This is a genomic window from Pseudomonas sp. REP124, from assembly GCF_020164475.1.
GTDB lineage: Bacteria > Pseudomonadota > Gammaproteobacteria > Pseudomonadales > Pseudomonadaceae > Aquipseudomonas.
This window is the reverse complement of sequence record NZ_JAIQWX010000008.1, coordinates 1-26,936: the sequence shown is the minus strand read 5'-3', so window position 1 is coordinate 26,936 and position 26,936 is coordinate 1. Positions and strand designations below refer to the sequence as shown.

Genomic DNA, 26,936 nt, shown 5'->3' with positions numbered 1-26,936 from the left:
CAAGTGGCGGAAAGTGGCACGAAGTGGGTTTTTTGAGCGCAAAACGCTAACATTTGGAGAAACGCTGACGTGTTTCGCGGAGCCAATGCAATCAGTCTCGATGCAAAGGGCCGTCTCGCCATGCCGAGTCGGTACCGTGACGAGCTCGATTCGCGCAGTTCCGGTCAGTTGATCGTCACCATTGATGCCGTTGATCCATGTTTGTGTGTTTACCCACTCGATGAGTGGGAAATTATCGAAACCAAATTGCGCGCACTGCCTTCGCTTCGCGAAGAGAACCGCCGTCTGCAACGTTTATTGATTGGTAATGCCGTCGACCTCGAGCTCGATGGCAGTGGTCGTTTTCTGGTTCCGCCGCGTCTTCGTGAATATGCCAAGTTGGATAAGCGCGCGATGTTGGTAGGCCAACTGAACAAGTTCCAACTGTGGGACGAGGATGCCTGGAACGCGGTTGCTGCCGCTGACCTGGCAGCTATTCAACAACCGGGCGCGATGCCTGATGAACTGCGTGATTTGATCCTGTGACTATTGATAGCGGCTTTAACCACATCACCGTACTGCTTGACGAAGCCGTCGAGGCTCTCGCCGTACGCCCTGATGGCTGCTATCTGGATGGCACGTTCGGGCGCGGCGGGCACAGCCGGTTGATCCTCAGCCGGCTCGGTCCGGACGGTCGACTGCTCGGATTCGACAAAGACCCTCAAGCGATTGCCACCGGGCAGACGCTAGCGGCCGAAGACGGCCGCTTTGTCGTTGTGCAGCGCAGCTTTGCCGAGCTTGGATCCGAAGTCGCCCAGCGCGGTCTGCACGGCAAGGTCAGCGGAATTCTGCTCGACCTCGGCGTGTCCTCACCGCAGCTCGACGACCCTGAGCGCGGCTTCAGTTTCCTCAATGACGGTCCTCTGGACATGCGCATGGACCCGTCCCGCGGGATCAGCGCGGCCGAGTTCGTCAACACCGCATCTGCGGAAGAAATTGCCCGCGTGTTCAAGGAATACGGCGAAGAGCGTTTTTCCGGACGCATGGCCCGTGCAGTGGTCGAGCGTCGCGACATCAAGCCGTTCGAGCGCACCGCTGACCTGGCCGAAGTGCTGAAGGTCGCCAATCCTGCCTGGGAAAAAGGCAAGAATCCGGCGACCCGTGCGTTCCAGGGCCTGCGCATTCACGTCAACAACGAATTGGGCGATCTGGAAGCCGGACTCGAAGCCGCCCTGGATTGTCTGGAAGTGGGCGGTCGCCTGGTCGTAATCAGCTTCCACTCGCTGGAAGACCGCATCGTCAAACTGTTCATGCGCAAGCTGGTGAAAGGCGAAGCCGACAACCTGCCGCGCAACCTGCCGGTTCGGCACGTCGCGTTCGAACCGAAAATCAAAATCCACGGCAAAGCGCAGACGGCCTCCGACGCCGAACTCAAAGCCAACCCACGTTCCCGTAGCGCCGTCATGCGTGTCGCGGAGAAGTTGCGGTGAGCAAGCTTTTCGCCAAGCCACTGCCCGGCGGCAGCTTTTTCATGCTGCTGCTGTTCGTTGGCGTGCTCATTTCTGCCATCGGCGTGTCCTACAGCGCGCACTGGAACCGTCAGTTGCTGAACTCGCTTTACAACGAGCTGAGCGTGCGCGACAAGGCGCAGGCCGAATGGGGCCGGTTGATTCTTGAGCAGAGCACCTGGACCGCTCACAGCCGTATCGAAGTGCTGGCCACCGAACAACTGAAAATGCGCATTCCCGGTGCCGCCGAAGTGCAGATGGTGGCGCCATGATGAAACTCGAAGGCGCACTCTTTCCCTGGCGCTTCCGCCTGGTGGTGGGCTTGCTCGGCGTGATGGTGGCTGCGATCGCGTGGCGGATCATCGATCTGCAAGTCGTCGACCGTGACTTCCTCAAAGGTCAGGGCGATGCGCGCAGCGTCCGTCATATTCCTATTCCGGCTCACCGTGGTCTGATCACCGACCGTAACGGCGAGCCGTTGGCCGTCAGTACGCCGGTCACCACCCTGTGGGCCAACGCCAAGGAAATGCAGCTGGCCAAGGAAAAGTGGCCGGCACTCGCCGCCGCGCTGGGACAGGATCCGAAAGCCCTGGCCGAGCGTCTCGAAGCACAAGCCAATAAAGAGTTCATCTATCTGGTGCGCGGGCTGACGCCTGAGCAGGGTCAGGCCGTACTCGATCTGAAAGTACCGGGTGTCTACGGCATCGAAGAGTTCCGCCGTTTCTATCCGGCAGGTGAAGTCACCGCGCATATGGTCGGCTTTACCGATATCGACGACCACGGGCGCGAAGGTGTCGAACTGGCCTATGACGAATGGCTGGCCGGGGTGCCGGGCAAACGGCAAGTGATCAAGGATCGGCGAGGCCGGCTGATCAAGGATGTCCAGGTCACCAAAAACGCCAAGGCCGGAAAGCCCTTGGCGTTGTCCATTGACCTGCGCCTGCAATATCTGGCCAACCGCGAGCTGCGTAACGCGATCATCGAGAACGGCGCGAAGGCCGGCAGCCTGGTGATCATGGACGTGAAGACCGGTGAAATTCTCGCCATGGTCAACCAGCCGACCTACAACCCGAACAACCGTCGCAACCTGCAACCGGCGATGATGCGTAACCGCGCGATGATCGACGTGTTCGAGCCGGGTTCGACCATGAAGGCGATCTCCATGAGCGCCGCCATCGAGACCGGGCGCTGGAAACCGAGCGACAGCGTCGAGGTGTATCCGGGGACCTTGCAGATCGGCAAGTACACCATCAAGGACGTTTCCAAGACCGAAGGTCCGGTGCTGGACATGACCGGCATTCTGATCAATTCCAGTAACGTCGGCATGAGTAAGGTCGCGTTCGATATCGGCGGCGAAACCATCTTCCGTCTGGCGCAGAAACTCGGCCTCGGCCAGGACACCGGCCTCGGTTTCCCGGGTGAGCGTGTCGGCAACCTGCCGAACTACCGCGAGTGGCGCAAGGCCGAGACGGCCACGCTGTCCTACGGCTATGGTATTTCCGTGACCGCGATCCAGCTGGTGCATGCCTTCTCGGCCCTGGCGAACAACGGTCGTCTGGCGCCACTGACGCTGATCAAAACCGACAAGGCGCCGCAGACCACCCAGGTCCTGCCGGAAACCGTCGCGAAAACCATGCAAGGCATGCTGCAACAAGTGATCGAAGCCCCGCGCGGTGTGTTCCGTGCCCAGGTGCCGGCTTATCACGTGGGCGGCAAGTCGGGGACCGCGCGTAAAACTTCGGTCGGCACCAAAGGCTACGCCGAGAACTCCTACCGCTCGCTGTTCGCCGGTTTCGGGCCGATGAACGATCCGCGTTACGCCATCGTGGTGGTCATCGACGAACCGACCAAGGCCGGTTACTTCGGTGGCCTGGTATCGGCGCCGGTGTTCAGCCGCGTGATGTCCGGGACCCTGCGCCTGATGAACGTCACCCCCGACAACCTGCCACCTGTTCAACAAGTCAACGCCACCCCGGTCGTTCCGCTGAAAGCCAATGGAGGGCGCGGCTGATGTCATTGAGTCTGAATAAAATCTTTCCCCACGCCGGCCACGATCTGTTGATCCGTGAATTGGCGCTCGACAGCCGCAATGTCCGCGCAGGCGATCTGTTCCTCGCGGTCCCGGGCGGCAAGTTCGACGGCCGTGCGCACATTGCCGACGCCTTGCAGCGCGGCGCTGCTGCCGTGGCTTATGAAGTCGAAGGCGCCACCGTGCTGCCGATCACCGAAGTGCCATTGATTCCGGTCAAAGGCCTGGCGGCGCAACTGTCGGATATCGCGGGCCGCTTCTATGGCGAGCCCAGCCACCACCTGAACATGGTCGGTGTGACCGGCACCAACGGCAAAACCAGCGTGACCCAACTGGTCGCCCAGGCGCTAGACCTGCTCGGTCAGCACTGCGGCATCGTCGGCACCCTGGGCTGCGGTTTCTACGGCGCGCTGGAAAGCGGCCTGCACACCACGCCGAATCCGATTGCCATGCAAGCGACCCTCGGCGACCTGAAAAAGGCCGGTGCCAAGGCCGTCGCCATGGAAGTTTCGTCCCACGGTCTGGACCAGGGCCGGGTCACCGCGCTGGCCTTCGACGTGGCGGTGATGACCAACCTTTCCCGGGATCACCTGGATTACCACGGCACCATGCAGGCCTACGGCGAAGCCAAGGCCAAGCTGTTTGCCTGGAACGATTTGAAATGCAGGGTGGTTAACCTCGATGACGATTTCGGCCGCCAGTTGGCTGCCGAGAAACGTGAATCGCGACTGATCACTTACAGTCTGCTCGACAGCAGCGCCTACCTTTATTGCCGCGAAGCAACTTTCGACGACGAAGGCGTGCGCGCCACATTGGTAACGCCTCAGGGCGAACACCACCTGCGCAGCACCTTGCTCGGCCGTTTCAACCTGAGCAACGTATTGGCTGCCGTCGGTGCCTTGCTCGGCCTGGACTATGCCCTCGACGAAATCCTCAAGGTATTGCCGAAGCTCGAAGGTCCGGCCGGTCGCATGCAGCGCCTGGGCGGCGGCACTCAGCCTCTGGTGGTGGTCGATTACGCCCACACCCCGGATGCCCTGGAAAAAGTCCTGACCGCTCTGCGTCCCCACGTCAAAGGCCGTTTGCTGTGCCTGTTCGGCTGTGGTGGCGATCGTGATCGCGGCAAGCGCCCGCTGATGGCTGAAGTGGTCGAGCGTCTGGCCGATGGCGTCCTGGTCACCGACGACAACCCGCGTACCGAAGACCCGGCAATCATTTTCGATGACATCCGCGCCGGATTTGCGACTGTGGATAAAGTCACTTTCGTGGCCGGTCGTGGCAAGGCGATAGCCCAGTTGGTCGCTGAAGCTTCGGCCGATGACGTGATCGTCCTAGCGGGCAAAGGCCACGAGGACTACCAGGAAATCAACGGCGTGCGCCACGCCTTCTCCGATCTGGTCGAGGCTGATCATGCCCTGACCGCCTGGGAGGTGGCCCATGCTTAAGGCTCTGAAAGTCAGCGAACTGACCAGTGCGCTCAATGGCCGTTTGATCGGCGCCGATGCCAGCTTCGACGGCGTCAGCATTGACAGTCGCGCTATCAAGCCGGGCCAGTTGTTCGTTGCCCTTACCGGTCCGCGTTTCGACGGTCACGACTACTTGAACGACGTGGCGGCCAAAGGCGCCGTTGCGGCATTGGTCGAGCGCGAAATCAAGGACAGCACCCTGCCGCAATTGCTGGTCAGCGATACCCGTCAGGCGCTGGGGCAACTCGGTGCGTTGAACCGCGCCGCATTTACCCAGCCAGTGGCTGCGATCACCGGTTCCAGCGGCAAGACCACGGTCAAGGAAATGCTCGCGAGCATCCTGCGCACCCGCGGTTCGGTGCTGGCTACCCGTGGCAACCTGAACAACGACCTCGGCGCGCCGCTGACTCTGCTCGAACTGGCACCGGAACACACTGCCGCGGTCATCGAGCTGGGCGCTTCGCGTCTGGGTGAAATTGCCTACACCGTCGGCATGACCAAACCCCACGTGGCCATTCTGAACAACGCCGGGACCGCCCACGTTGGCGAGTTCGGCGGTCCGGAAAAGATCGTCGAAGCCAAAGGCGAGATCATTGAAGGGCTGGCAGCCGATGGCGTCGCCGTTCTCAATCTTGACGACAAGGCCTTCGAAATCTGGAAGAAGCGCGCAGATGGTCGCAAGGTGCTGACCTTCGCTCTGACCAACAGCCAAGCCGACTTTTACGCCAGTGACCTGGCGACCGACGCGCGCGGCTGCCCGTCGTTCAACCTGCACACGCCTGAAGGTGTGGAGCATGTTCAACTGAATCTGCTCGGCACCCATAACGTCGCCAACGCCATGGCCGCCGCGGCTGCCGCCCATGCATTGGGCGTGTCGCTGTTCGGCATCGCCACGGGCCTTGGCGCGGTGCAGCCGGTCAAGGGCCGCACCGTCGCGCAACTGGCCAGCAATGGCATGCGTGTGATCGATGACACTTACAACGCGAACCCCACCTCGATGTGCGCCGCCGTTGATATACTCGCCGGCTTTTCCGGCCGCACCGTCCTGGTGCTCGGGGATATCGGCGAATTGGGCGATTGGGCGCAGCAGGGGCACCGCGACGTGGGCGCATACGCCCGTGGCAAGGTTTCCGCGCTGTACGCCGTCGGACCGATGATGCAGCACGCCGTCGACGCCTTCGGCCCACAGGCTTATCACTTCAGCACGCAGGCTGAACTGATCAAGGCGCTTGGCGCCGAGCAAGACACAAACACCACCATTTTGATCAAAGGCTCGCGCAGCGCAGCGATGGAAAACATCGTTGCCGCACTGTGCGGTTCCAGTTTGGAGAAACATTAATGCTGCTGCTGCTAGCGGAGTATCTGCAACAGTTCTACAAAGGCTTCGCGGTCTTCCAGTACCTGACCCTGCGCGGGATTCTCGGTGTACTGACCGCGCTGGTTTTGTCGCTGTGCTATGGCCCGTGGATGATCCGCACCCTGCAGAACCGTCAGATCGGCCAGTCCGTTCGCAACGACGGTCCGCAATCGCACCTGTCCAAGTCGGGCACCCCGACCATGGGCGGCGCCCTGATTCTGTCTTCGATCGGCGTCAGCACCCTGCTGTGGGCTGACCTGAGCAACCGTTATGTCTGGGTGGTTCTGCTGGTCACCCTGCTGTTCGGCGCCATCGGCTGGGTCGATGACTATCGCAAGGTGATCGAGAAGAACTCCCGTGGTCTGCCGAGTCGCTGGAAGTACTTCTGGCAATCGGTGTTCGGCCTGGGCGCGGCGATCTTCCTTTACATGACTGCCGCCACACCGGTGGAAACCACCCTGATCCTGCCGATGCTCAAGGACTACAGCATTCCGCTGGGCGCAGGCTTCATCGTCCTGACCTACTTCGTGATCGTCGGCTCGAGCAACGCGGTCAACCTGACCGACGGCCTCGACGGCCTGGCGATCATGCCGACCGTGATGGTCGGCGGTGGCCTGGGGATCTTCTGCTACCTGTCGGGTAACGTGAAGTTCGCCGAATACCTGCTGATTCCTTATGTACCGGGCGCGGGCGAACTGATCGTGTTCTGCGGCGCACTGATCGGTGCGGGCCTGGGCTTCCTGTGGTTCAACACCTACCCGGCACAAGTCTTCATGGGTGACGTCGGCGCACTGGCACTGGGTGCCGCGCTGGGCACCATCGCGGTGATCGTCCGTCAGGAAATCGTCCTGTTCATCATGGGCGGCGTGTTCGTGATGGAAACCCTGTCTGTCGTCATTCAGGTCGCCTCCTTCAAGCTGACCGGTCGCCGTGTGTTCCGCATGGCTCCGATTCACCACCACTTTGAACTCAAGGGCTGGCCCGAGCCGCGCGTGATCGTCCGTTTCTGGATCATCACCGTGATTCTCGTGCTGATCGGCCTTGCCACGCTGAAGCTGAGGTAGAACCCGTGTCCCTGATAGCTTCTGACCACTTCCGCATCGTTGTCGGCCTCGGCAAGAGCGGCATGTCCCTGGTTCGCTTCCTGGCGAACCGGGGCGTGGCGTTTGCCGTGGCCGATACGCGGGAAAATCCACCGGAACTGGCCACGCTCAAACGTGACTATCCGCACGTGGAAGTGCGTTGTGGCGAGCTGGATGTAGAGTTCCTGTGCCGTGCCGACGAGCTCTACGTGAGCCCCGGCCTGGCGCTGGCGACTCCGGCCCTGCAGGCTGCAGCTGCCCGTGGCGTGAAGCTGTCCGGCGACATCGAGCTGTTCGCGCGTAACGCGAAGGCGCCGATCGTGGCCATCAGCGGTTCCAACGCGAAAAGCACCGTGACCACCCTGGTCGGCGAAATGGCGGCCGCGGCCGGCAAGCGCGTCGCCGTCGGCGGCAACCTCGGCACGCCGGCGCTGGACCTGCTGCGCGACGACGTCGAGCTGTACGTGATGGAGTTGTCGAGCTTCCAGCTGGAAACCACCGACCAACTCAACGCCGAAGTCGCGACCGTGCTCAACATCAGCGAAGACCACATGGACCGCTACAGCGGCCTGCCGGCCTACCATCTGGCCAAGCACCGGATCTTCCGTGGCGCGAAACAGTTCGTGGTCAATCGCCAGGACGCCCTCAGCCGTCCGCTGATGGGCGAGGGCCAGCCTTGCTGGACCTTCGGACTGACCAAGCCGGACTTCAAGGCTTTCGGTCTGCGTGAGGAAGATGGCGAGAAATACCTGGCCTTCGAATTCCAGAACCTGATGCCGGTGCGCGAGCTGAAAATCCGCGGCGCCCATAATCAGTCCAACGCCCTGGCGGCCCTGGCCCTCGGCCATGCGGTCGGCCTGCCGTTCGATGCCATGCTCTCGGCCCTGCGCAACTTCGCCGGGCTCGAACACCGTTGCCAGTGGGTCCGTGACCTGGATGGCGTCGGCTACTACAACGATTCCAAAGCCACCAACGTCGGCGCCGCCCTGGCTGCCATCGAAGGTCTTGGCGCGGACATCGACGGCAAGATCGTGCTGATCGCCGGCGGCGACGGCAAGGGTGCCGAATTCAAGGATCTGCGTGGTCCGGTGGCCGCCAACTGCCGCGCCGTCATTCTGATGGGCCGTGATTCCGACAAGATCGGTGAAGCCATTGGCGACGCCGTGCCGCTGATTCGCGCAGGCTCTCTGGTCGAAGCCGTTGAACAGTGCCGCGCCGCTGCCCAGCCGGGCGATGTAGTGCTGCTGTCGCCAGCCTGCGCCAGCTTCGACATGTTCAAGAACTACGAAGACCGTGGTCACCAGTTCGTCCGCGCCGTGGAGGATCTGGCATGAGCCTGAAGGGCATCATTAAGCCGTATCCATCACCGCTGATTACCGGACGCGGTATCGATCTCGACTTCCCGATGCTCGCCGGTTGCCTGGCGCTGTTGGGTCTGGGCCTGATCATGATCGCCTCGGCATCGACCGAAGTGGCGGCCGTGCAGTCGGGCAGCCCGCTGTATTACATGATTCGTCACCTGATCTACGTGGTGCTGGGCCTTGGTGCCTGCATCGTCACCATGATGATTCCGATCGCCACCTGGCAGCGCCTGGGCTGGTTGATGCTCATTGGTGCCTTCGGCCTGCTGGTGATGGTGATCATTCCGGGCATCGGCCGTGAGGTGAACGGTTCGATGCGCTGGATCGGCTTCAGCTTCTTTAACGTACAGCCGTCCGAAATCGCCAAGGTGTTCGTGGTGATTTATCTGGCCGGTTACCTGGTACGTCGTCAGAAAGAAGTGCGCGAGAGCTGGATGGGCTTCTTCAAGCCGTTCATCGTGCTGCTGCCGATGGCGGGTCTGCTGCTGATGGAGCCGGACTTCGGTGCCACCGTCGTGATGATGGGCGCCGCAGCGGCGATGCTGTTCTTGGGCGGGGTCGGGCTGTTCCGTTTCTCCCTGATGGTGGTGTTGGCGGTCGGTGCCGTGGTGCTGTTGATTCAGATGCAGCCCTATCGTATGGCGCGTCTGACCAACTTTGCCGACCCTTGGGCCGACCAGTTCGGTGCCGGTTATCAATTGTCCCAGGCGCTGATCGCCTTCGGTCGCGGCGAGTGGCTGGGCGTCGGCCTGGGCAACAGCGTGCAGAAGCAGTTCTACCTGCCGGAAGCCCACACCGACTTCGTGTTCTCCGTCCTTGCCGAAGAACTGGGCGCCGTGGGCTCGCTGTGCACGGTCGCGCTGTTCGTCTTCGTCTGTATTCGTGGCATGTACATCGGCCTGTGGGCCGAGAAAGCCAAACAGTTCTTTGCGGCCTATGTCGCTTACGGCCTGTCGTTCCTGTGGATTGGTCAATTTCTGATCAATATCGGGGTGAACGTCGGTCTGCTGCCGACCAAGGGTCTGACCTTGCCTTTCCTCAGTTATGGCGGCAGCTCGCTGGTGATCTGCTGTGCCTGTCTTGGCCTGCTGCTGCGCATCGAGTGGGAGAGTCGAACCCACCTGGGCAGCGAAGAGATGGAATTCCATGAGAGCGACTTCGCCGAGGAGCCGAATCATGGGCGCTAACGTATTGATCATGGCCGGCGGTACCGGCGGCCACGTATTCCCGGCGCTGGCCTGTGCCCGCGAATTCCAGGCGCGCGGTTACACCGTGCACTGGCTCGGCACGCCGCGCGGCATCGAAAACGAACTGGTGCCGATGTCCGGCATCGAACTGCACCGTATCAACGCCAGCGGCCTGCGGGGCAAGGGCAAGCTGTCGCTGCTCAAGGCACCGTTCATGCTGCTCAAGTCGGTCTGGCAGGCACGGGCGATCATTCGCCAGTTGCAGCCGGTCTGCGTGGTCGGATTCGGTGGTTATGTGACCGGTCCTGGCGGTGTCGCCGCCAAACTGGCTGGTGTGCCGGTGATCGTTCACGAGCAGAACGCCGTGGCCGGTACCGCCAATCGGTTGCTGGTGCCGTTGGCCGCTCGAGTCTGTGAAGCGTTCCCCGACACCTTTACCCTGTCGAGCAGCCGACGGACCACCGGTAACCCGGTGCGCACCGAGCTGTTCCTCGAAACACCGCGAGCCGCCCTGGGCGGTCGCAAGGCGCGTTTGCTGGTCCTGGGCGGAAGCCTGGGGGCAGAGCCGTTGAACAAGTTGCTGCCTGAAGCCCTGTCGCAAGTCGCTCCCGACCTGCGCCCGGAAGTGTTCCATCAGGCCGGCAAAAACCACGATGAAGTGACTGCAGAGCGCTATCGCGCGGCTGGCGTCGAAGCGCAGGTGCAGCCTTTCATCAAAGACATGGCCCAAGCCTATGGCTGGGCCGACCTGGTGGTGTGCCGCGCAGGCGCATTGACCATCAGTGAACTGGCTGCCGCCGGTCTGCCCTCGATGCTGGTGCCCTTGCCCCACGCGATCGACGATCACCAGACCCGCAACGCCGATTATTTGGCCCGTGAAGGCGCTGCCTTCCTGATGCCGCAAAGAACGACCGGCGCAGCGGATCTTGCCGCGCGCCTGACAGAGGTCCTGATGCAACCGCAACGACTGAACGATATGGCCACTGCGGCCCGCCGCCTGGCAAAACCCGATGCCACCCGTAACGTGGTCGATACCTGCCTGGAGGTGGCCCATGGTTGAGAATCAGAAAGCCATGCCACAACCGGAAATGCGCCGCATCCGTCGCATCCACTTCGTCGGTATCGGCGGCGTGGGCATGTGCGGGATCGCCGAAGTGCTGTTGAACCTGGGCTATGAAGTGTCCGGCTCGGACCTTAAAGCTTCACCGGTTACCGAGCGCCTGGAATCCTTCGGCGCGCAGATCTTCATCGGCCACCGCGCCGAGAACGCTGCCGCTGCCGACGTGCTGGTAGTGTCGAGCGCCGTCAACACCTCCAACCCGGAAGTCGCCAACGCCCTGGAGCGCCGCATCCCTGTGGTGCCGCGCGCCGAGATGCTGGCCGAGCTGATGCGCTATCGCCACGGCATCGCCGTCGCCGGTACCCACGGCAAAACCACCACCACCAGCCTGATCGCTTCGGTGTTTGCCGCCGGTGGCCTGGATCCGACCTTCGTGATCGGTGGCCGTCTGAATGCAGCGGGCACCAATGCCCAGCTCGGCACCAGCCGTTACCTGATCGCCGAAGCCGACGAAAGCGATGCCAGTTTCCTGCACCTGCAGCCGCTGGTCGCTGTGGTCACCAACATCGATGCCGACCACATGGCAACCTACGACGGTGACTTCAACAAACTGAAGAAAACCTTCGTCGAATTCCTCCATAACCTGCCGTTCTATGGTCTGGCCGTGGTTTGCCTGGACGACCCGGTCGTGCGTGAAATCCTGCCTCAGGTCAAGCGTCCGACCGTGACCTACGGTTTCGGCGAAGACTGCGACGTGCGCGCCATCAATGTGCGTCAGCAGGGCATGCAGACCTTCTTCACCGTGCTGCGTCCGGATCGCGAGCCGCTGGATGTCTCGGTGAACATGCCGGGCAACCACAACGTACTCAACGCACTGGCGACCATCTGCATCGCCAGCGACGAAGGCGTCAGCGATGAAGCCATCGTCCAGGGCCTGTCGGGCTTCCAGGGCGTCGGCCGGCGCTTCCAGGTCTACGGCGAACTGCCGGTCGAAGGCGGCAACGTGATGCTGGTCGATGACTATGGCCACCACCCGACCGAAGTCGCGGCGGTGATCAAGGCCGTGCGCGGTGGCTGGCCGGAGCGCCGTCTGGTGATGGTCTACCAGCCGCACCGCTACAGCCGCACGCGCGATCTGTACGACGATTTCGTCAATGTACTGGCCGACGCCAACGTCCTGCTGTTGATGGAAGTCTATCCGGCCGGCGAAGAGCCGATTCCGGGTGCCGACAGCCGCAAGCTGTGCAACAGCATCCGCCAGCGCGGCCAGCTCGACCCGATCTACATCGAGCGTGGCGTCGACCTGGCACCACTGGTCAAGCCGCTGCTGCGTGCCGGCGACATCCTGCTGTGCCAGGGCGCCGGTGATGTCGGCGGCCTTGCCCCGAGTTTGTTGAAGAGTCCGTTGTTCACCGGCGCCGTGGCTGCGCCGGTCGAGGGGAAGTTGAAATGACCGCTGCCTACGCCAACCTCGTCTCCACCGTCGCGCCGAAGGATTTCGGCCGCGTCGCCGTGCTGTTCGGCGGCAAGAGTGCCGAGCGCGAAGTCTCCCTGAAATCGGGCAACGCTGTCCTCGATGCGCTGCAGAGCGCCGGTGTGGATGCGTTCGGTCTCGATGTCGGCGATGACCTGCTGCAGCGTCTGCTGAACGAAAAGATCGACCGCGCCTTCATCATCCTCCACGGTCGTGGCGGTGAAGACGGCAGCATGCAGGGCCTGCTCGAATGCCTGGGCATTCCGTACACCGGCAGCGGCATCCTGGCCTCGGCCCTGGCCATGGACAAGCTTCGCACCAAGCAGGTCTGGCACAGCCTGGGTATTCCGACGCCACGTCACGCGGTGTTGAGCAGCGAGGCCGATTGTATTTCCGCCGCCGCGGAACTGGGCTTCCCTTTGATCGTCAAACCGGCCCATGAAGGTTCAAGTATCGGGATGGCCAAAGTGACTTCCGCGTCCGAGTTGATCGACGCCTGGAAAGCGGCCAGTACCTATGATTCGCAAGTGTTGGTCGAGCAATGGATTCATGGTCCGGAGTTCACCATCGCCACCCTGCGTGACCAGGTGTTGCCTCCGATTGCCCTGGGCACGACCCACAGCTTTTACGACTACGACGCCAAGTACATCGCCAACGATACCCAGTACCGCATTCCGTGCGGGCTGGACAGTGCCAAGGAACAGGAACTCATGGACCTCACGGCCAAAGCCTGTGAGGCGCTGGGTATCGCCGGCTGGGGCAGGGCGGACGTGATGCAGGACGCCGACGGGCAGTTCTGGTTCCTGGAAGTCAACACCGCACCGGGCATGACCGATCACAGCCTGGTGCCGATGGCGGCCCGTGCCGCCGGTCTGGATTTCCAGCAACTGGTTCTGGCCATTCTCGCCGAAAGCGTTGCCCGCAACGCCGCCGACAAGCAAGAGTCGCGAGGTTAAGACCATGCAAGGCGCACAGTTGAGACATCAGCCTCCCGCTACCGGCCGCAAGCCGGTGCCACGGGGTGCCAGCCGAATGGTGGCCAAAGAGCCGATGTCCGCGCGCCTGCCCAAAGCCAATTTCGGCTTTCTGAAAAGCCTGTTCTGGCCGGTGCTGTTGGTGGCATTGGGGTTCGGTACTTACGAAGGCGCGCAGCGTTTGATGCCGTACGCCGACCGACCGATCACCAAGATTAACGTTCAGGGCGACCTGAGCTACATCAGCCAGCAGGCGGTGCAGCAGCGAATCGCCCCGTACGTGGCGTCGAGCTTCTTCACCATCGACCTTGAGAGCATGCGCACCGAGCTGGAACAGATGCCATGGATCGCCCACGCCGAAGTGCGCCGGGTATGGCCGGATCAGGTGGTGATTCGCCTCGAAGAGCAACTGCCGGTGGCTCGTTGGGGCGATGAGTCGCTGTTGAATAACCAGGGTCAGGCGTTCACGCCGCGTGAACTGGCCAATTACGAACACCTGCCGCAGCTGTTCGGCCCACAACGGGCCCAGCAGCAGGTGATGCAGCAATACCAGGTACTGAGTCAGATGCTCAGGCCGCTGGGCTTCTCCATCGCACGTTTGGAGTTGCGTGACCGAGGCAGCTGGTTTCTGACCACCGGCCCCGGCAGCGCGGGCCCCGGCATCGAGCTGCTGCTGGGACGCGGCAACCAGGTAGAAAAGATGCGCCGTTTCATCGCCATCTACGACAAGACGCTTAAAGAACAGATTACGAACATTGCGCGCATCGATCTGCGCTACGCCAACGGCCTTGCTGTTGGCTGGCGGGAACCTGTAGCGCCTCCGGCAGCCCAACCCGCTGTCGCGAAGAATTAAGAAGAGGCAGGACCCATGGCAAACGTGCAAAGCGGCAAAATGATCGTCGGTCTCGATATCGGCACCTCCAAGGTGGTGGCGCTGGTAGGCGAGGTCGAGGACAACGGCACGCTGAATATCGTCGGAATCGGTACTCACCCCTCCCGTGGCCTGAAGAAGGGCGTGGTGGTGAACATCGAGTCCACCGTGCAGTCGATCCAGCGCGCTATCGAAGAAGCGCAGCTGATGGCTGGCTGCCGCATCCACTCGGCCTTCGTTGGCGTGGCCGGCAATCACATCCGAAGCCTGAATTCCCACGGCATCGTGGCGATCCGTGATCGCGAAGTCAGCTCCGCCGACCTGGAGCGCGTTCTCGACGCCGCCCAGGCCGTGGCGATCCCCGCTGACCAGCGCGTCCTGCACACCCTGCCGCAGGACTACGTGATCGATAACCAGGAAGGCGTTCGCGAGCCTCTGGGCATGTCCGGCGTGCGTCTGGAAGCCAAGGTCCACGTGGTCACCTGCGCCGTCAACGCCGCACAGAACATTGAAAAATGCGTGCGCCGCTGCGGCCTGGAAATCGACGACATCATTCTCGAGCAACTGGCGTCCGCGTACTCGGTACTGACCGACGACGAAAAAGAGCTGGGCGTTTGCCTGGTGGACATCGGCGGCGGCACCACCGACATCGCGATCTTCACTGAAGGTGCGATCCGTCACACTGCGGTGATCCCGATCGCCGGCGATCAGGTGACCAACGACATCGCCATGGCGTTGCGCACCCCGACCCAGTACGCCGAAGAAATCAAGATTCGCTATGCCTGCGCCCTGGCCAAGCTGGCCGGTGCCGGTGAAACCATCAAAGTGCCAAGCGTTGGCGACCGTCCTCCGCGCGAGCTGTCCCGTCAGGCCCTGGCCGAAGTGGTCGAGCCGCGTTACGACGAGCTGTTCACGCTGATCCAGGCCGAACTGCGTCGCAGCGGCTACGAAGACCTGATCCCGGCCGGCATCGTGCTGACCGGCGGTACCGCGAAGATGGAAGGCGCCACTGAACTGGCCGAGGAAATCTTCCATATGCCGGTACGCCTGGGCGTGCCGCATGGCGTGAACGGTCTGGATGACGTGGTGCGCAACCCGATTTATTCCACTGGCGTTGGCCTGTTGATGTACGGCCTGCAGAAACAATCCGATGGCATTTCGTTCTCGGGTATCGGCAGCCGCGACAGCTACAGCAACGAAGAGCCGAAAGGCGCCTTGCTCGATCGCATCAAGAGCTGGGTACAGGGCAACTTTTAAAGCAGCTTCGAGCCGCGAGCTTCAAGCGGCGAGAAAGAGCGGTAGAAGTGACAGGCAGTAAAAGCAGTAGGCGAAAAAAACTAGAGAACGTAAAGGAGAGGGAAAATGTTCGAACTCGTAGACAACATCCCCGCAAGCCCGGTCATTAAAGTTATCGGTGTAGGCGGTGGCGGCGGCAACGCCGTGAATCACATGGTCAAGAGCAACATTGAAGGCGTCGAATTCATCTGCGCCAACACTGATGCCCAGGCGCTGAAGAGCATCAGCGCGCGGACCATCCTGCAACTGGGTACCGGCGTGACCAAAGGTCTGGGCGCCGGCGCCAACCCTGAAGTGGGTCGTCAGGCCGCTCTCGAAGATCGTGAGCGCATCGCCGAGGTCCTGCAGGGCACCAACATGGTGTTCATCACCACTGGCATGGGCGGCGGTACCGGTACCGGTGCTGCGCCGATCATCGCCGAAGTGGCCAAGGAAATGGGCATTCTCACCGTTGCGGTGGTGACCCGTCCGTTCCCGTTCGAAGGCCGCAAGCGTATGCAGCTGGCCGACGAAGGCATTCGTCTGCTGTCCGAAAGCGTCGACTCGTTGATCACCATTCCCAACGAGAAGCTGCTGACCATCCTGGGTAAAGACGCAAGCCTGCTGTCGGCTTTCGCCAAGGCTGACGATGTACTGGCCGGTGCCGTTCGCGGTATCTCCGACATCATCAAGCGTCCGGGCATGATCAACGTCGACTTCGCCGACGTGCGTACCGTGATGAGCGAAATGGGCATGGCGATGATGGGTACCGGCTGCGCAAGCGGTCCGAACCGTGCTCGCGAAGCCACTGAAGCGGCCATTCGCAACCCGTTGCTCGAAGACGTGAACCTGCAAGGTGCACGCGGCATCCTGGTGAACATCACCGCCGGTCCTGACCTGTCCCTGGGTGAGTACTCCGACGTGGGTAGCATCATCGAAGCCTTCGCTTCCGAGCACGCCATGGTCAAGGTCGGTACCGTTATCGATCCGGACATGCGCGACGAGCTGCACGTCACCGTGGTCGCCACCGGTCTGGGCGCGAAAATCGAGAAGCCGATGAAGGTGATCGACAATACCGTTCACACCACCATGGCTCCACAGCCACAACAACAGGCCCCTGTTCGTCAGGAAGCTCCAGCGGTGAACTACCGTGACCTGGACCGTCCGACCGTCATGCGCAACCAGGCTCAGGCCGGTGCTGCGGCTGCCGCGAAGCTGAATCCGCAAGATGATCTGGACTACCTGGACATCCCGGCTTTCCTGCGTCGTCAGGCCGATTGATGAAATGTATCAGGGCTATGAAGGTGATTGGTGTTCAGCAAAGGCGTGGTCTGCTATCATCGCCAGCCTTTGTTGATACCAGTTCGCAAATTGCGCTGAAGCGGCCCAAGCCATGATTAAACAACGCACACTGAAAAATATTATCCGTGCCACAGGTGTAGGCCTGCACTCCGGGGAAAAGGTTTACCTGACCCTCAAGCCTGCACCGATCGACACCGGAATCGTCTTTCGCCGTGCCGACCTCGATCCTGTGGTCGAGATCCCGGCTCGTGCAGCCAACGTCGGCGAGACAACCATGTCGACGACGCTGGTCAACGGTGACGTGAAAGTGGACACGGTGGAGCACTTGCTCTCGGCCATGGCTGGCCTGGGCATCGATAACGCCTACGTCGAGCTCTCCGCGTCCGAAGTCCCGATCATGGATGGTAGCGCTGGACCCTTCGTATTTCTGATTCAGTCGGCTGGCCTGGAAGAACAGGACGCAGCCAAGAAGTTCATCCGCATCCTGCGGGAAGTGACAGTGGAAGACGGCGACAAGCGCGCCACTTTCGTCCCTTTCGACGGGTTCAAGGTGAGCTTCGAGATCGATTTCGATCACCCGGTTTTCCGTAACCGCACACAAAGTGCAAGCGTGGATTTTTCCAGCACTTCGTTCGTAAAAGAAGTCAGCCGCGCCCGTACCTTTGGTTTCATGAGTGACATCGAGTACCTGCGCAAGCACAACCTCGCACTCGGCGGCAGCGTTGAAAACGCGATCGTGGTTGACTCCGATGGCGTACTGAACGAAGACGGCCTTCGCTATGAAGACGAATTCGTGAAGCACAAGATTCTCGATGCAATTGGTGACCTCTACCTGCTGGGCAACAGCCTGATTGGTGAGTTCAAGGGCTTCAAGTCCGGCCACGCACTGAACAACCAGCTGCTGCGCAAGTTGATTGAGCAGACAGATGCCTGGGAAGTCGTGACGTTTGAAGACGCCAGCACTGCACCGATCTCTTACATGCGCCCTGTTGCGGCCGTGTAAGTAAAAAACCTCTCTAGTTTTTTAAAGGCTGCCTTCGGGTGGCCTTTTTTTATTTCCGAAATTTGGTCTCGACCCCCTGTAGGAGCGAGCATGCTCGCGATGGAGGACGGAACACCGCGGGGCATCAGGTTTCCCACGTTATCGTTGGAGACCATCGCGAGCATGCTCGCTCCTACAGGGGTCAAGGTAGGCTGAATACCTGATTACGCCCTCCATCCTTGGCCTGGTACAGCGCCTTGTCCGCTGCAAACAGCAGCTGCTCAAGACTGATATCACTGGCGGTGGTCCAGGTACTGATGCCGATGCTCACTGTCATGGGCCGTTCATCACCGGCTACCACCGGCAATTCTTCGACCTGTTCTCGAATGCGCTCGGCGATCTGCCGGGCGCCGTCGTTGTCGGTTTCCGCCAGGATCACCGAAAACTCCTCGCCCCCATAGCGGGCCACCAGGTCGGTCGGGCGGTGGACGTTGGCGCTGATGACCTCGGCCAGCGAGCGCAAGGCTTCATCGCCTGCCGGGTGACCATGACGGTCGTTGAAGGCCTTGAAGTGGTCGGCATCGATCATCAGCACCGACATTGGTTTGCCGGAGCGCTGTGCGCGGAACCATTCATGGCGCAGGGTCTGATCGAGGGTCCGACGGTTGGCCACGCCGGTCAGCGCGTCAGTGGCCGCCAGTTGTTCAAGCTCCTTCTCGATGCAGTGGCGCAAACGCAGTTCGCGGCAGAGCAGCCAGGTCAGCCACAACAACGCCAGACACAGAACCCCGGTGGCGCCGCTGATGACAATCGCCGTGCGTTTCCAGGCTGCGAACACTTCATCGCCGGACAGGGCGACGATTACCGTCAGCGGCAAGTTGCCGACCCGGCTGAAGGTATACAGCCGTTGCCGCTGGTCAACGCTCGACACACTGTCAAAGCTGCCGCTGCGCTCCCGCAGCATACGCACGACGTTGGGCCGGCCGGCATAGCTCTTGCCGATCGAGCTGCCTTGCAGAAAAGGCTTCTGTGCCAGCAGCAAGCCGTCGTCATTGATGATGGCCAGGGTGCTGTCGGTGCCGATGTCCAGGCTGTTGAACAACTGCTCGAAGTACTCCAGACGCATCGAAGCCACCGCGACGCCCAGGAACTCACCGCTCGCCGAGGATACGCGCCGGCTGAAACTTATTTGCCATTCGTCGTTGAACTCGCAGTCGCAGCGGGTCTTGTACGGGCGGCTGATGAACAGGCCGACGTCACGATTGAAGGCATGGGCGAGGAAGTATTCCCTGTCGGCGAAGTTGCCCGGCTTGGGCTCGATCAATGAGGAGTCGGCGAGCACCTCGCCATGCTTGTCGAGCAACAGGATGTCGCTTTTGAAGCGCGCAGTGGCGGAGCGGTCGAACAGCACCAGTTGGCGAACCTGCGCCGACACCTGCTTCAGATCATCCCTGTGCGCGGCGGCGATCAGGCCTTGCAGGGTCAGGTCGTAGAGTTCCACCGTGCGCAGCACATCGGCGTCGATCAGTTGCGCGATGGTGGTCGCGCTGCGGGTGGCGGTCTGATGAGCGTTGGCGTGTTCGCGAATCAGCAGAAAGGTGACGATGGCGATAATCGCGATGACGGTCAGGCTGCTGCCGAGAATCACCAGAAGCTCGGGCCGCCCGGCGCTGCTTGCACGTTGAGGGGTACGGCGTACGGTCATGGGGCACAGGTCTGCGGGAGTGACTGACTAAGCGTAGCCCCATACCCCGATCCCTGTAGGAGCGAGCATGCTCGCGATGGTGGTCAACGATAACCCGGGGCATCAGGTTTCCAGCGTTATCGTTAACAACCATCGCGGGCAAGCCACGCTCCCACAGGTAATACGTCGTCCATGGGGCAACGCGAATCGTTGCGATGACTGTAATAACAAACGAAAAAAAGGCCGCTGGTGAGGGCGGCCCTGGTGACAATTTTCACGGGAAGAGCCGTGAAAATGTCGGGGGAAACTGGTGCGATGTGCGGGGATCAGCTGTCCTTCAGGACTTCGCCCCGAGACTGGGAGCTGGAGGCCTGCGGGGCTTGAGTGGCTTGCTGAGCCTTGGCCGTCATCTCGGTCTGGTGCTCTTCGTAAGCGGCGGCGCGTGCGGCGTTCTGGGCGACGAACGCTTGCGACTCTTCAGCCATGACGAAAGGAGAAGCGATCAACGAGGACAAAACGAAAGCGCTGGCAATACCCATACTGTTGGACATCTTTAAAACCTTCTTGCTTGGCAAGTGCTGTTTGGTGCGAGCAAAGATAAGGATGTCGGCCGATGGGAAAAAGAGCGGATTCATGAAAGGACTGTTACGTGAAAAGCAAAGATCGCAGCCTTCTCAAACCGGCAAATGAATCCCGAAGGTATTCATCCCGTGGTCACTGCGCACGAACACATCCCCGCCATGCATCAACGCGATCGCCTTGACGATCGCCAGCCCCAGGCCGTGGTTGTGCCCGCTATTGCTGCGCGAGGCATCGACCCGGTAGAAACGCTCGAACAGCCGTGACAGGTGTTCGTTGGAGATCGGTGAACCCGGGTTGGCCACGCCGATGCTGATCCGATGCTCCTCGGCCTGGATTTGCACCTGAATCACCTGGCCCGGCTCGGTGTGCTGCACCGCATTGTTCAGCAGGTTGATCAGCGCCCGCCGTAGATGGGCGATCTCGATTTCCACCTGGGCATCGCCGCTGACCTGCACCTGAACCTGGGCATCTTCGAGGATGAAATCCAGGTACTCCAGGGTCGTCGCCACCTCATCGGCCAGGGACGTGGAGGTGAGTTTGGTCGCCTTGCTGCCCTGGTCCGCGCTGGCCAGAAACAGCATGTCATTGATGATCGAGCGCAGCCGCTCCAGCTCCTCGAGGTTCGATTGCAGGACCTCGAAATAATGTTCCGCCGAACGCCCCCGGGTCAGCGCCACCTGGGTCTGGCCGATCAGGTTGGTCAATGGCGAACGCAGTTCATGGGCGACGTCGGCGTTGAAGGATTCAAGCCGCGAGTAAGCCTGTTCGACCCGCTCAAGAGTGGCGTTGAACGAGTTGACGAACTGATTCAATTCCGGCGGCAACGGCGACAGTCGCAAGCGTCCGGAACGCAGCGGCGGCGCCAGGCGCTGGGCCTCCTGGGACAGTTTGATCAGCGGCTTGAGGCCGATCCGCGCCACCCAGTAACCCAGGGCCGAGGCCAGCAGCACGCCGACAATCGCCAGGCTGATCAGTGCGATCAGCAACTGATGCTGGGTGTGGAAAAACGTCTCGGTATCGATACCGATCATGAAGCGCAGCGGCGGTCGTTGGTCCTTGGCCGGGAACTGGCTGACCAGCACTTTGAGCGGGTAGGGCTGACCGGGCAGGGACATGTCGCGCATGCCCAGCGGGCCTTGGGCAAACTCGCGGATCTGCGGCGTGAGGTTGCCGTATTCGTAGTGAGGATCTCCGCTGGTGATCCAGAAACTGATGCGCTTGTCCTCTTCGCCGAGCAGCTTGAGCTTGTTGTTGATCTTCACCCAATGCTCCGGCGTGCCGTAGCGCCCGACCGTGGATTCGAGCACGCTGTAACGCGCATCCAGCTCTGCTTCGGGCAGCAGGCCCAGGCCCTTGTCGACCTGCTGGTACAGCGCCCAGCCGATCAACAGGAACACCAGCAGCGCCACCAGGGTGAACATGCCGCTCAGGCGCAGGGCGATGCTGTTACTGGACACCACGGCTCTCCAGCACATAACCCATGCCACGGATGGTGTGCAGCAGTTTTTCATCGAAGGGGCCGTCGAGCTTGGCCCGCAGACGCTTGATCGCGACTTCGACGACATTGGCGTCGCTGTCGAAATTGATGTCCCAGACCATCTCGGCGATGGCGGTTTTCGAAAGGATTTCACCCTGACGCCGGGCCAGCACGCTGAGCAGCGAGAACTCCTTGGCGGTCAGGTCCAGGCGGGTGCCGGCGCGGGTGGCCTTGCGGCTGATCAGATCTATCCACAGGTCGGCGATGCTCACCTGCACCGGTTCGTGGCCGCCGCTGCGACGGGTCAGCGCCTGCAGGCGGGCCACCAGTTCGAGGAAGGAAAAGGGTTTGCCCAGGTAGTCGTCGGCACCGTCGCGCAGGCCCTTGATGCGATCTTCGACGCGCTCGCGGGCGGTGAGCATGATCACCGGTGTCTGTTTGCGCGCACGCAGCGCGCGCAGTACGCCGAAGCCATCGAGGCCCGGCAGCATCACGTCGAGGACGATCACCGCGTAGTCGCTTTCCAGCGCCAGGTGCAGGCCTTCCACGCCATCGCGGGCCAGGTCCACGGTGTAACCCTGTTCCGTCAGGCCGCGGTGCAGATAGTCCGCGGTTTTTTCTTCGTCTTCGATAATCAGGACACGCATGACCCCGCCTCAGTCTGTGGTCGCCAGCGCCGGTACGGGCGTGGTTTTGGGCCGATGAAATAGCCGCTCGAGCCATAAGTATATGACTGGCGTGGTGAACAGCGTCAGCGCCTGGCTAACCAACAGGCCGCCGACCACCGCGATCCCAAGCGGTTGGCGCAGCTCGGCGCCGGTGCCGTAGCCGAGCATCAGCGGCAGGGCGCCGAGCAGGGCGGCGAGGGTGGTCATGATGATCGGCCGGAACCGCGTGAGACAGGCCTGGAAGATCGCGTCCTCCGGAGACAGGCCGCCCTTGCGCTGCGCCTCCAGGGCGAAGTCGATCATCAGGATGCCGTTCTTCTTGACGATACCGATCAGCAGCACCAGGCCGATCAGCGCCATGATCGAAAAGTCCTGGCCGCAAATCCACAGCATGATCACCGCACCGAGTCCCGCCGCCGGCAGGGTCGAGATGATGGTCAGCGGGTGCACGAAGCTCTCGTAGAGCACGCCGAGAATGATGTACACCGCCACCAGCGCCGCGAGGATCAGCCATGGCTGACTGGCCAGCGAACTCTGGAACGCCTGGGCCGCGCCCTGGAAGTTGCCGCTGATCGCCACCGGCATGCCGATGTCGGCCTTGGCCTGGTCGAGCATGATCACCGCATCGCCCAGCGCCACGCCGGGGGCGAGGTTGAACGACAGGTTGGCGGCCGGGAACATGCCGTCGTGGGCGATGGACAGCGGGCCGACGGTGGGCGCATCGAAGCGAGCCAGCGCCGACAGCGGCACCATCTCGCCACTCAGCGGCGAGCGCAAATAGAAGTAGTTGAGGCTTTCGGCCTTGCCGCGCTGTTTGGTGTCCAGTTCCAGAATCACGTTGTACTGGTTGACCTGGGTCTGGAATTCGTTGATCTGGCGTTGGCCGAAGGCGTCGTACAGCGCTTCGTCGACATCGCTGGCGGTCAGGCCGAAGCGCGCCGCGGCGCTGCGGTCGATGCTGATGTGAGTGATGCTGCCGCCCAGTTGCAAGTCGTTGGAAACATCGCGGAACGCCGGGTTGCCGCGCAGTTTTTCCGTCAGGCGCTGAGTCCAGGTGCTCAGCACCGCGCCGTCGTTGCTCTTGAGCACATACTGGTATTGGGCACGGCTCGGGCCGGAGCTGAGGTTGATGTCCTGGCCGGCGCGCAGGTACAGGACGATGCCGGGGACTTTCATCAGTTGCGGGCGAATCCGGTCGATGAACTGACTGGCGGACACATCGCGATCGCCGCGTTTTTTCAGGGCGATCCAGAAGCGGCCGTTGGCGATGGTCTGATTGCTGCCCGAGACGCCGACCGAGTGCGAGAACGTCTGGACCGCCGGGTCGGCCGCGACGATTTCGGCCATCGCCAGGTGTTTTTTCACCATGTCGCCGTAGGAAATATCCGCGGCCGCTTCGGTGGTGCCGAGGACGAAACCGGTGTCCTGCACCGGGAAGAAGCCTTTGGGAATGAAGATGTATCCGCCAACCGCCAGGGCTACCGACAGGCCGAATATGCCGAGCATCAGTTTCTGATGCACCAGCGCGCGGCGCAGACCTTTCTCATACAGGGCCAGCAGGCGTTCGCCGAAGCCCGGTTTAGCGTGGGCATCGTGCACCGGGGCGCGCATGAACAGCGCAGCCAGGGTCGGCGCCAGGGTCAGGGACACCACCACCGAAATCAGAATGGTCGAGGTCGCGGTCAGGGCGAACTCCTTGAACAGCCGCCCGACCACGCCGCCCATGAACAGCAGCGGAATGAACGCCGCCACCAGCGAGAAACTGATCGAGACCACGGTGAAGCCGATTTCCCCGGCGCCCTTGATCGCCGCCTCGCGCATGCCGTCGCCGGCCTCCAGATGCCGGTGAATGTTCTCCACCACCACAATTGCATCGTCGACCACAAAGCCCACGGCGACCACGATCGCCACCAGGGTCAGGTTGTTCAGGCTGAACCCCATGACGTACATCAGGGCGAAACTGGCAACCAGCGAAACGCCGAGCACCGCCGACACAATCAGCGTCGCCGACAGCTGGCGCAGGAACAGCGCCATCACCGCCACCACCAGCATGATGGCGATCAGCAGGGTGATTTCCACTTCATGCAGCGAGGCGCGGATGGTCTGAGTGCGGTCGATCAGGGTCTTGACCTGCACCGAGGCCGGCAGCATCGCTTCCAGGCCCGGCAGTGCGGCCTGAATGCGGTCCACGGTCTCGACGATGTTGGCCCCCGGCTGGCGGAAGATCACCAGGTTGACCCCAGGCTGCGAACCCGCCCAGGCCTGGACGTAGGCATCTTCCGAGCCGTTGACCACCTTGGCCACGTCCTTGAGGTGGACCGGTGCACCGTCCTTGTAGGACACGATCAGTTGGCTGTAGTCCTCGGGATGAAACAACTGGTCGTTGGTGGACAGGGTGGAAATGCTCGACTCGCCGTACAGCGCACCCTTGGCCAGGTTGAGGCTGGTCTGCTGAATCGCCAGACGGATATCGGCCAGGGTCAGGCCGATGGCCGCCAGTTTGTCCGCCGAGACCTGGACGCGAATCGCCGGACGTTGCTGACCGGTGATGTTGACCTGTCCTACACCGTCGATCTGGCTGATCTGACGGGACAGCAGGGTTTCGGTCAAGTCGCTGAGTTCGGGGCCGGGCATCAGCGACGAGTTGACGCTGAGGATCAGCACCGGGCTGTCGGCCGGGTTGACCTTGCGCCAGGTCGGCAGGTTCGGCATGTCCTTGGGCAGCTTGCCGGCGGCGGTGTTGATCGCCGCCTGCACTTCCTGGGCGGCGGTGTCGATGCTCTTGTCGAGGGTGAATTGCAGGGTCAGGTTGGTCGAGCCAAGCGCGCTGCTCGAGGTCATCTGGGTCACGCCGGGAATGGCGCTGAACTGCACTTCAAGAGGCGTGGCTACCGAAGATGCCATGGTTTCCGGGCTGGCGCCGGGCAGTTGCGCCGCCACCTGGATGGTCGGGAATTCCGCTTCGGGCAAGGGCGCCACCGGCAGCCGCGGGAAGGCGATGACGCCCAGCAGCACCAGGGCGAAGGTCAGTAGCACCGTGGCTACCGGGTGGTCGATGCACCAGGCCGATACCGAACCGTGGCCTTTCATTGCGCGGCCTCCGATTGCACCACTTGCGCGGGCTCGGTCAGCACTTGCACGGTGGAACCGGGCTTGAGCCGCGACTGGCCGTCGCTGACCAGTACGTCACCGGGCTTCACGCCCTTGATGATGTTCTGGCCGCTGGTCTGGTAGACCATTTCCACCGGGACCGTTTCCACCTTGTCGCCCTGGACGCGGTAGACGAACGGCTGATCCAGGCCGCGCTGTACGACAGTGGGCGGCACCACCAGCGCATCCTTGTCGAGGGCTGTCTGAATTTTTACCGTCACCAGCAGGCCCGGCCAGAGCTTCTGCGAGGCGTTGTTGAATTCGGCCTTGGCGCGGATGGTCCCGGTGTTGGCGTTGATCTGGTTGTCGATAAGAGTCAGGTGGCCTTCGCCCAGCAGGTTGCCGGTTTCACCGTCGGTATCGGCACCGATGTAGGCCTTGACCGGGGCGTGCTGCGGATCGCTGATCAGGCCCTGCAGGGTCGGCAGCATCTGTTGCGGCAGGGAGAACTCCACGGCAATCGGGTCGATCTGGGTGACGGTGAACAGGCCTTGGGTGTCGGTCATGCGCAGGAAGTTGCCTTCGTCCACCGTGCGAATCCCGACGCGGCCGGTGACCGGGGAGCGAATCTGGGTGTAGGACAGTTGCACCTGAGCAGCGTCAATCGAGGCCTGGTTGCCCTGGGCGGTGGCCTTGAGCTGGTTGACCAGTGCCTGTTGCTGGTCGTAGGTCTGTTTCGAGACGCCGTCGTCGACGCTCAGCAGTTTGTAGCGCTTGAGGTTGACCAGGGCCACTTGCAGTTGCGCCTGGCTCTCGCCGAGCTGCGCCCTAGCCTGGTCGAGGCTGGCGCGGATCGAGCGGTCGTCGATGGTGGCCAGCAGGTCGCCCTTGGTCACCAGTTGGCCTTCCTTGACCATGATTCTGGTCAGGATGCCGTCGATCTGCGGACGGACCACGACGCTGTGCAGCGACAGCACCGAGCCGATGCCGCTGACGTAGCGGGGCACGTCTTTTTCGGCGACGTTGATCACCCGCACGGGGATGGCGTTGGGCGCGGCGAGTTTGGTCTTGGCGGGTTTGGTGGCATACCACAGGCCCAGCGCTGCCAGGAGGATCAGAAGGGCGACGAGCAGGACGGGCTTTTGCTGGATTCGCATTCGGGAGAGGCGCCAGGGCAGGGTTATAGGATTGGTATGTTCCTTTATAAACCTGTTTGGCGGTCAGGAAGGTGACTGCTAACTGACGGCGTTGTCAGTTTTCTCTGCGCTTTGGTCTTGGCGGCCTCTGGGCCGACCAGGGGGGGGGGGATTGGGGGTATATCCATTGCTGCGGTAACGGCGGCTGTCGGTTCCGCCCTGACGGTCGGGTCACTTTTGGCAAACGCCCGGAATGCCGGCCCAGCCAAAAGTAACCAAAAGGTCTCGCCCCGACGTTCGGTCCCTCGCTGGGGCTCGGGATCCCTTCGCTCCGGCATCCATCCGGGGGCATCGCCTCCGGTTTGCTTCGCTGCACCTCCTCTCGATGTGTG

Annotated in this window: 22 protein-coding genes; 16 read left to right on the top strand and 6 right to left on the bottom strand. The window is 61.9% G+C overall.

Translation table 11 applies throughout. The features are described 5' to 3' along the window. The first annotated feature begins 69 nt into the window (after positions 1-69). The 16 genes from mraZ (at position 70) to lpxC (ending at position 17,928) form a co-directional block, all read left to right on the top strand. On the top strand, positions 70-525 hold the full coding sequence (mraZ, locus tag K9857_RS03610) for a division/cell wall cluster transcriptional repressor MraZ (RefSeq protein WP_175377800.1): 456 nt from the start codon (positions 70-72) through the stop codon (positions 523-525). Then, positions 522-1,469: a 16S rRNA (cytosine(1402)-N(4))-methyltransferase RsmH gene (gene rsmH, locus K9857_RS03605; RefSeq protein WP_411961539.1), complete on the top strand. Its 948-nt coding sequence runs from the start codon at positions 522-524 to the stop codon at positions 1,467-1,469. The genes mraZ and rsmH overlap by 4 nt, the downstream gene beginning before the upstream one ends. Further along, positions 1,466-1,759, top strand: a complete 294-nt coding sequence (gene ftsL / locus K9857_RS03600; RefSeq protein WP_224533530.1) for a cell division protein FtsL — start codon at positions 1,466-1,468, stop codon at positions 1,757-1,759. The genes rsmH and ftsL overlap by 4 nt, the downstream gene beginning before the upstream one ends. After that, positions 1,759-3,498 carry a peptidoglycan D,D-transpeptidase FtsI family protein gene (locus K9857_RS03595; RefSeq protein ID WP_224533566.1) on the top strand — a complete coding sequence of 580 codons (1,740 nt, stop codon included), beginning with the start codon at positions 1,759-1,761 and terminating at the stop codon, positions 3,496-3,498. Before ftsL ends, K9857_RS03595 begins: the two co-directional genes overlap by 1 nt. After that, on the top strand, positions 3,498-4,961 hold the full coding sequence (locus tag K9857_RS03590; protein WP_224533529.1) for a UDP-N-acetylmuramoyl-L-alanyl-D-glutamate--2,6-diaminopimelate ligase: 1,464 nt from the start codon (positions 3,498-3,500) through the stop codon (positions 4,959-4,961). The genes K9857_RS03595 and K9857_RS03590 overlap by 1 nt, the downstream gene beginning before the upstream one ends. Further along, positions 4,954-6,321 carry a UDP-N-acetylmuramoyl-tripeptide--D-alanyl-D-alanine ligase gene (locus tag K9857_RS03585; RefSeq protein ID WP_224533528.1) on the top strand — a complete coding sequence of 456 codons (1,368 nt, stop codon included), beginning with the start codon at positions 4,954-4,956 and terminating at the stop codon, positions 6,319-6,321. The genes K9857_RS03590 and K9857_RS03585 overlap by 8 nt, the downstream gene beginning before the upstream one ends. Further along, entirely contained in the window at positions 6,321-7,403 is a 1,083-nt protein-coding gene (gene mraY, locus K9857_RS03580; RefSeq protein ID WP_015096766.1) for a phospho-N-acetylmuramoyl-pentapeptide-transferase, read from the top strand. The genes K9857_RS03585 and mraY overlap by 1 nt, the downstream gene beginning before the upstream one ends. 5 nt (positions 7,404-7,408) lie before the next feature. Next, positions 7,409-8,755, top strand: a complete 1,347-nt coding sequence (murD, locus tag K9857_RS03575) for a UDP-N-acetylmuramoyl-L-alanine--D-glutamate ligase (protein ID WP_224533527.1) — start codon at positions 7,409-7,411, stop codon at positions 8,753-8,755. Next, complete coding sequence (gene ftsW, locus K9857_RS03570; RefSeq protein ID WP_411961538.1) at positions 8,752-9,969, top strand: putative lipid II flippase FtsW; 1,218 nt, start codon at positions 8,752-8,754, stop codon at positions 9,967-9,969. The genes murD and ftsW overlap by 4 nt, the downstream gene beginning before the upstream one ends. Next, complete coding sequence (murG, locus tag K9857_RS03565) at positions 9,959-11,029, top strand: undecaprenyldiphospho-muramoylpentapeptide beta-N-acetylglucosaminyltransferase (RefSeq protein ID WP_224533526.1); 1,071 nt, start codon at positions 9,959-9,961, stop codon at positions 11,027-11,029. The genes ftsW and murG overlap by 11 nt, the downstream gene beginning before the upstream one ends. Continuing rightward, positions 11,022-12,482 (top strand): UDP-N-acetylmuramate--L-alanine ligase, encoded by a 1,461-nt coding sequence (murC, locus tag K9857_RS03560; protein WP_224533525.1) that lies wholly within the window; start codon positions 11,022-11,024, stop codon positions 12,480-12,482. The genes murG and murC overlap by 8 nt, the downstream gene beginning before the upstream one ends. Then, positions 12,479-13,459 carry a D-alanine--D-alanine ligase gene (locus K9857_RS03555; RefSeq protein WP_224533524.1) on the top strand — a complete coding sequence of 327 codons (981 nt, stop codon included), beginning with the start codon at positions 12,479-12,481 and terminating at the stop codon, positions 13,457-13,459. Before murC ends, K9857_RS03555 begins: the two co-directional genes overlap by 4 nt. Positions 13,460-13,463: 4 nt before the next feature. Further along, complete coding sequence (locus tag K9857_RS03550; protein ID WP_175377810.1) at positions 13,464-14,330, top strand: cell division protein FtsQ/DivIB; 867 nt, start codon at positions 13,464-13,466, stop codon at positions 14,328-14,330. A gap of 15 nt (positions 14,331-14,345) precedes the next feature. After that, on the top strand, positions 14,346-15,605 hold the full coding sequence (gene ftsA, locus K9857_RS03545) for a cell division protein FtsA (RefSeq protein ID WP_224533523.1): 1,260 nt from the start codon (positions 14,346-14,348) through the stop codon (positions 15,603-15,605). A gap of 105 nt (positions 15,606-15,710) precedes the next feature. Beyond that, positions 15,711-16,904 (top strand): cell division protein FtsZ, encoded by a 1,194-nt coding sequence (gene ftsZ, locus K9857_RS03540; protein ID WP_224533522.1) that lies wholly within the window; start codon positions 15,711-15,713, stop codon positions 16,902-16,904. A 112-nt stretch (positions 16,905-17,016) separates the two neighbouring features. Then, positions 17,017-17,928 carry a UDP-3-O-acyl-N-acetylglucosamine deacetylase gene (gene lpxC, locus K9857_RS03535; RefSeq protein WP_175377813.1) on the top strand — a complete coding sequence of 304 codons (912 nt, stop codon included), beginning with the start codon at positions 17,017-17,019 and terminating at the stop codon, positions 17,926-17,928. A gap of 181 nt (positions 17,929-18,109) precedes the next feature. On the opposite strand, the gene K9857_RS03530 is transcribed toward lpxC, so the two are convergent. The 6 genes from K9857_RS03530 to K9857_RS03505 all read right to left on the bottom strand — a co-directional run bounded on the left by K9857_RS03530 (position 18,110) and on the right by K9857_RS03505 (position 26,565). Then, positions 18,110-19,612, bottom strand: a complete 1,503-nt coding sequence (locus K9857_RS03530; protein ID WP_224533521.1) for a sensor domain-containing diguanylate cyclase — start codon at positions 19,610-19,612, stop codon at positions 18,110-18,112. Between the two features lie 305 nt (positions 19,613-19,917). After that, positions 19,918-20,142, bottom strand: coding sequence for a hypothetical protein (locus K9857_RS03525; RefSeq protein WP_224533520.1), 225 nt, complete (start codon positions 20,140-20,142; stop codon positions 19,918-19,920). Between the two features lie 123 nt (positions 20,143-20,265). After that, the gene (locus K9857_RS03520; RefSeq protein ID WP_224533519.1) at positions 20,266-21,630 is read right to left on the bottom strand and encodes a heavy metal sensor histidine kinase; all 1,365 of its coding nucleotides are present in this window, start codon (positions 21,628-21,630) and stop codon (positions 20,266-20,268) included. Further along, positions 21,620-22,297, bottom strand: coding sequence for a heavy metal response regulator transcription factor (locus K9857_RS03515; RefSeq protein ID WP_007916978.1), 678 nt, complete (start codon positions 22,295-22,297; stop codon positions 21,620-21,622). The genes K9857_RS03520 and K9857_RS03515 overlap by 11 nt, the downstream gene beginning before the upstream one ends. A 9-nt stretch (positions 22,298-22,306) precedes the next feature. Continuing rightward, a complete protein-coding gene (locus K9857_RS03510) occupies positions 22,307-25,408 on the bottom strand; it encodes a multidrug efflux RND transporter permease subunit (protein WP_224533518.1) in 3,102 nt (1,033 codons plus the stop codon). Next, positions 25,405-26,565, bottom strand: a complete 1,161-nt coding sequence (locus K9857_RS03505) for an efflux RND transporter periplasmic adaptor subunit (RefSeq protein WP_175377818.1) — start codon at positions 26,563-26,565, stop codon at positions 25,405-25,407. The genes K9857_RS03510 and K9857_RS03505 overlap by 4 nt, the downstream gene beginning before the upstream one ends. Positions 26,566-26,936 lie beyond the last annotated feature (371 nt).

Coding starts and splice junctions, on each gene's coding strand:
- K9857_RS03595 (WP_224533566.1), top strand. CDS start 1,759: ATGAAACTCGAAGGCGCACTCTTTCCCTGGCGCTTCCGCCTGGTGGTG.
- K9857_RS03590 (WP_224533529.1), top strand. CDS start 3,498: ATGTCATTGAGTCTGAATAAAATCTTTCCCCACGCCGGCCACGATCTG.
- K9857_RS03585 (WP_224533528.1), top strand. CDS start 4,954: ATGCTTAAGGCTCTGAAAGTCAGCGAACTGACCAGTGCGCTCAATGGC.
- mraY (WP_015096766.1), top strand. CDS start 6,321: ATGCTGCTGCTGCTAGCGGAGTATCTGCAACAGTTCTACAAAGGCTTC.
- ftsW (WP_411961538.1), top strand. CDS start 8,752: ATGAGCCTGAAGGGCATCATTAAGCCGTATCCATCACCGCTGATTACC.
- murG (WP_224533526.1), top strand. CDS start 9,959: ATGGGCGCTAACGTATTGATCATGGCCGGCGGTACCGGCGGCCACGTA.
- murC (WP_224533525.1), top strand. CDS start 11,022: ATGGTTGAGAATCAGAAAGCCATGCCACAACCGGAAATGCGCCGCATC.
- K9857_RS03555 (WP_224533524.1), top strand. CDS start 12,479: ATGACCGCTGCCTACGCCAACCTCGTCTCCACCGTCGCGCCGAAGGAT.
- K9857_RS03550 (WP_175377810.1), top strand. CDS start 13,464: ATGCAAGGCGCACAGTTGAGACATCAGCCTCCCGCTACCGGCCGCAAG.
- ftsA (WP_224533523.1), top strand. CDS start 14,346: ATGGCAAACGTGCAAAGCGGCAAAATGATCGTCGGTCTCGATATCGGC.
- ftsZ (WP_224533522.1), top strand. CDS start 15,711: ATGTTCGAACTCGTAGACAACATCCCCGCAAGCCCGGTCATTAAAGTT.
- lpxC (WP_175377813.1), top strand. CDS start 17,017: ATGATTAAACAACGCACACTGAAAAATATTATCCGTGCCACAGGTGTA.
- K9857_RS03530 (WP_224533521.1), bottom strand. CDS start 19,612: ATGACCGTACGCCGTACCCCTCAACGTGCAAGCAGCGCCGGGCGGCCC.
- K9857_RS03525 (WP_224533520.1), bottom strand. CDS start 20,142: ATGTCCAACAGTATGGGTATTGCCAGCGCTTTCGTTTTGTCCTCGTTG.
- K9857_RS03515 (WP_007916978.1), bottom strand. CDS start 22,297: ATGCGTGTCCTGATTATCGAAGACGAAGAAAAAACCGCGGACTATCTG.
- K9857_RS03510 (WP_224533518.1), bottom strand. CDS start 25,408: ATGAAAGGCCACGGTTCGGTATCGGCCTGGTGCATCGACCACCCGGTA.
- K9857_RS03505 (WP_175377818.1), bottom strand. CDS start 26,565: ATGCGAATCCAGCAAAAGCCCGTCCTGCTCGTCGCCCTTCTGATCCTC.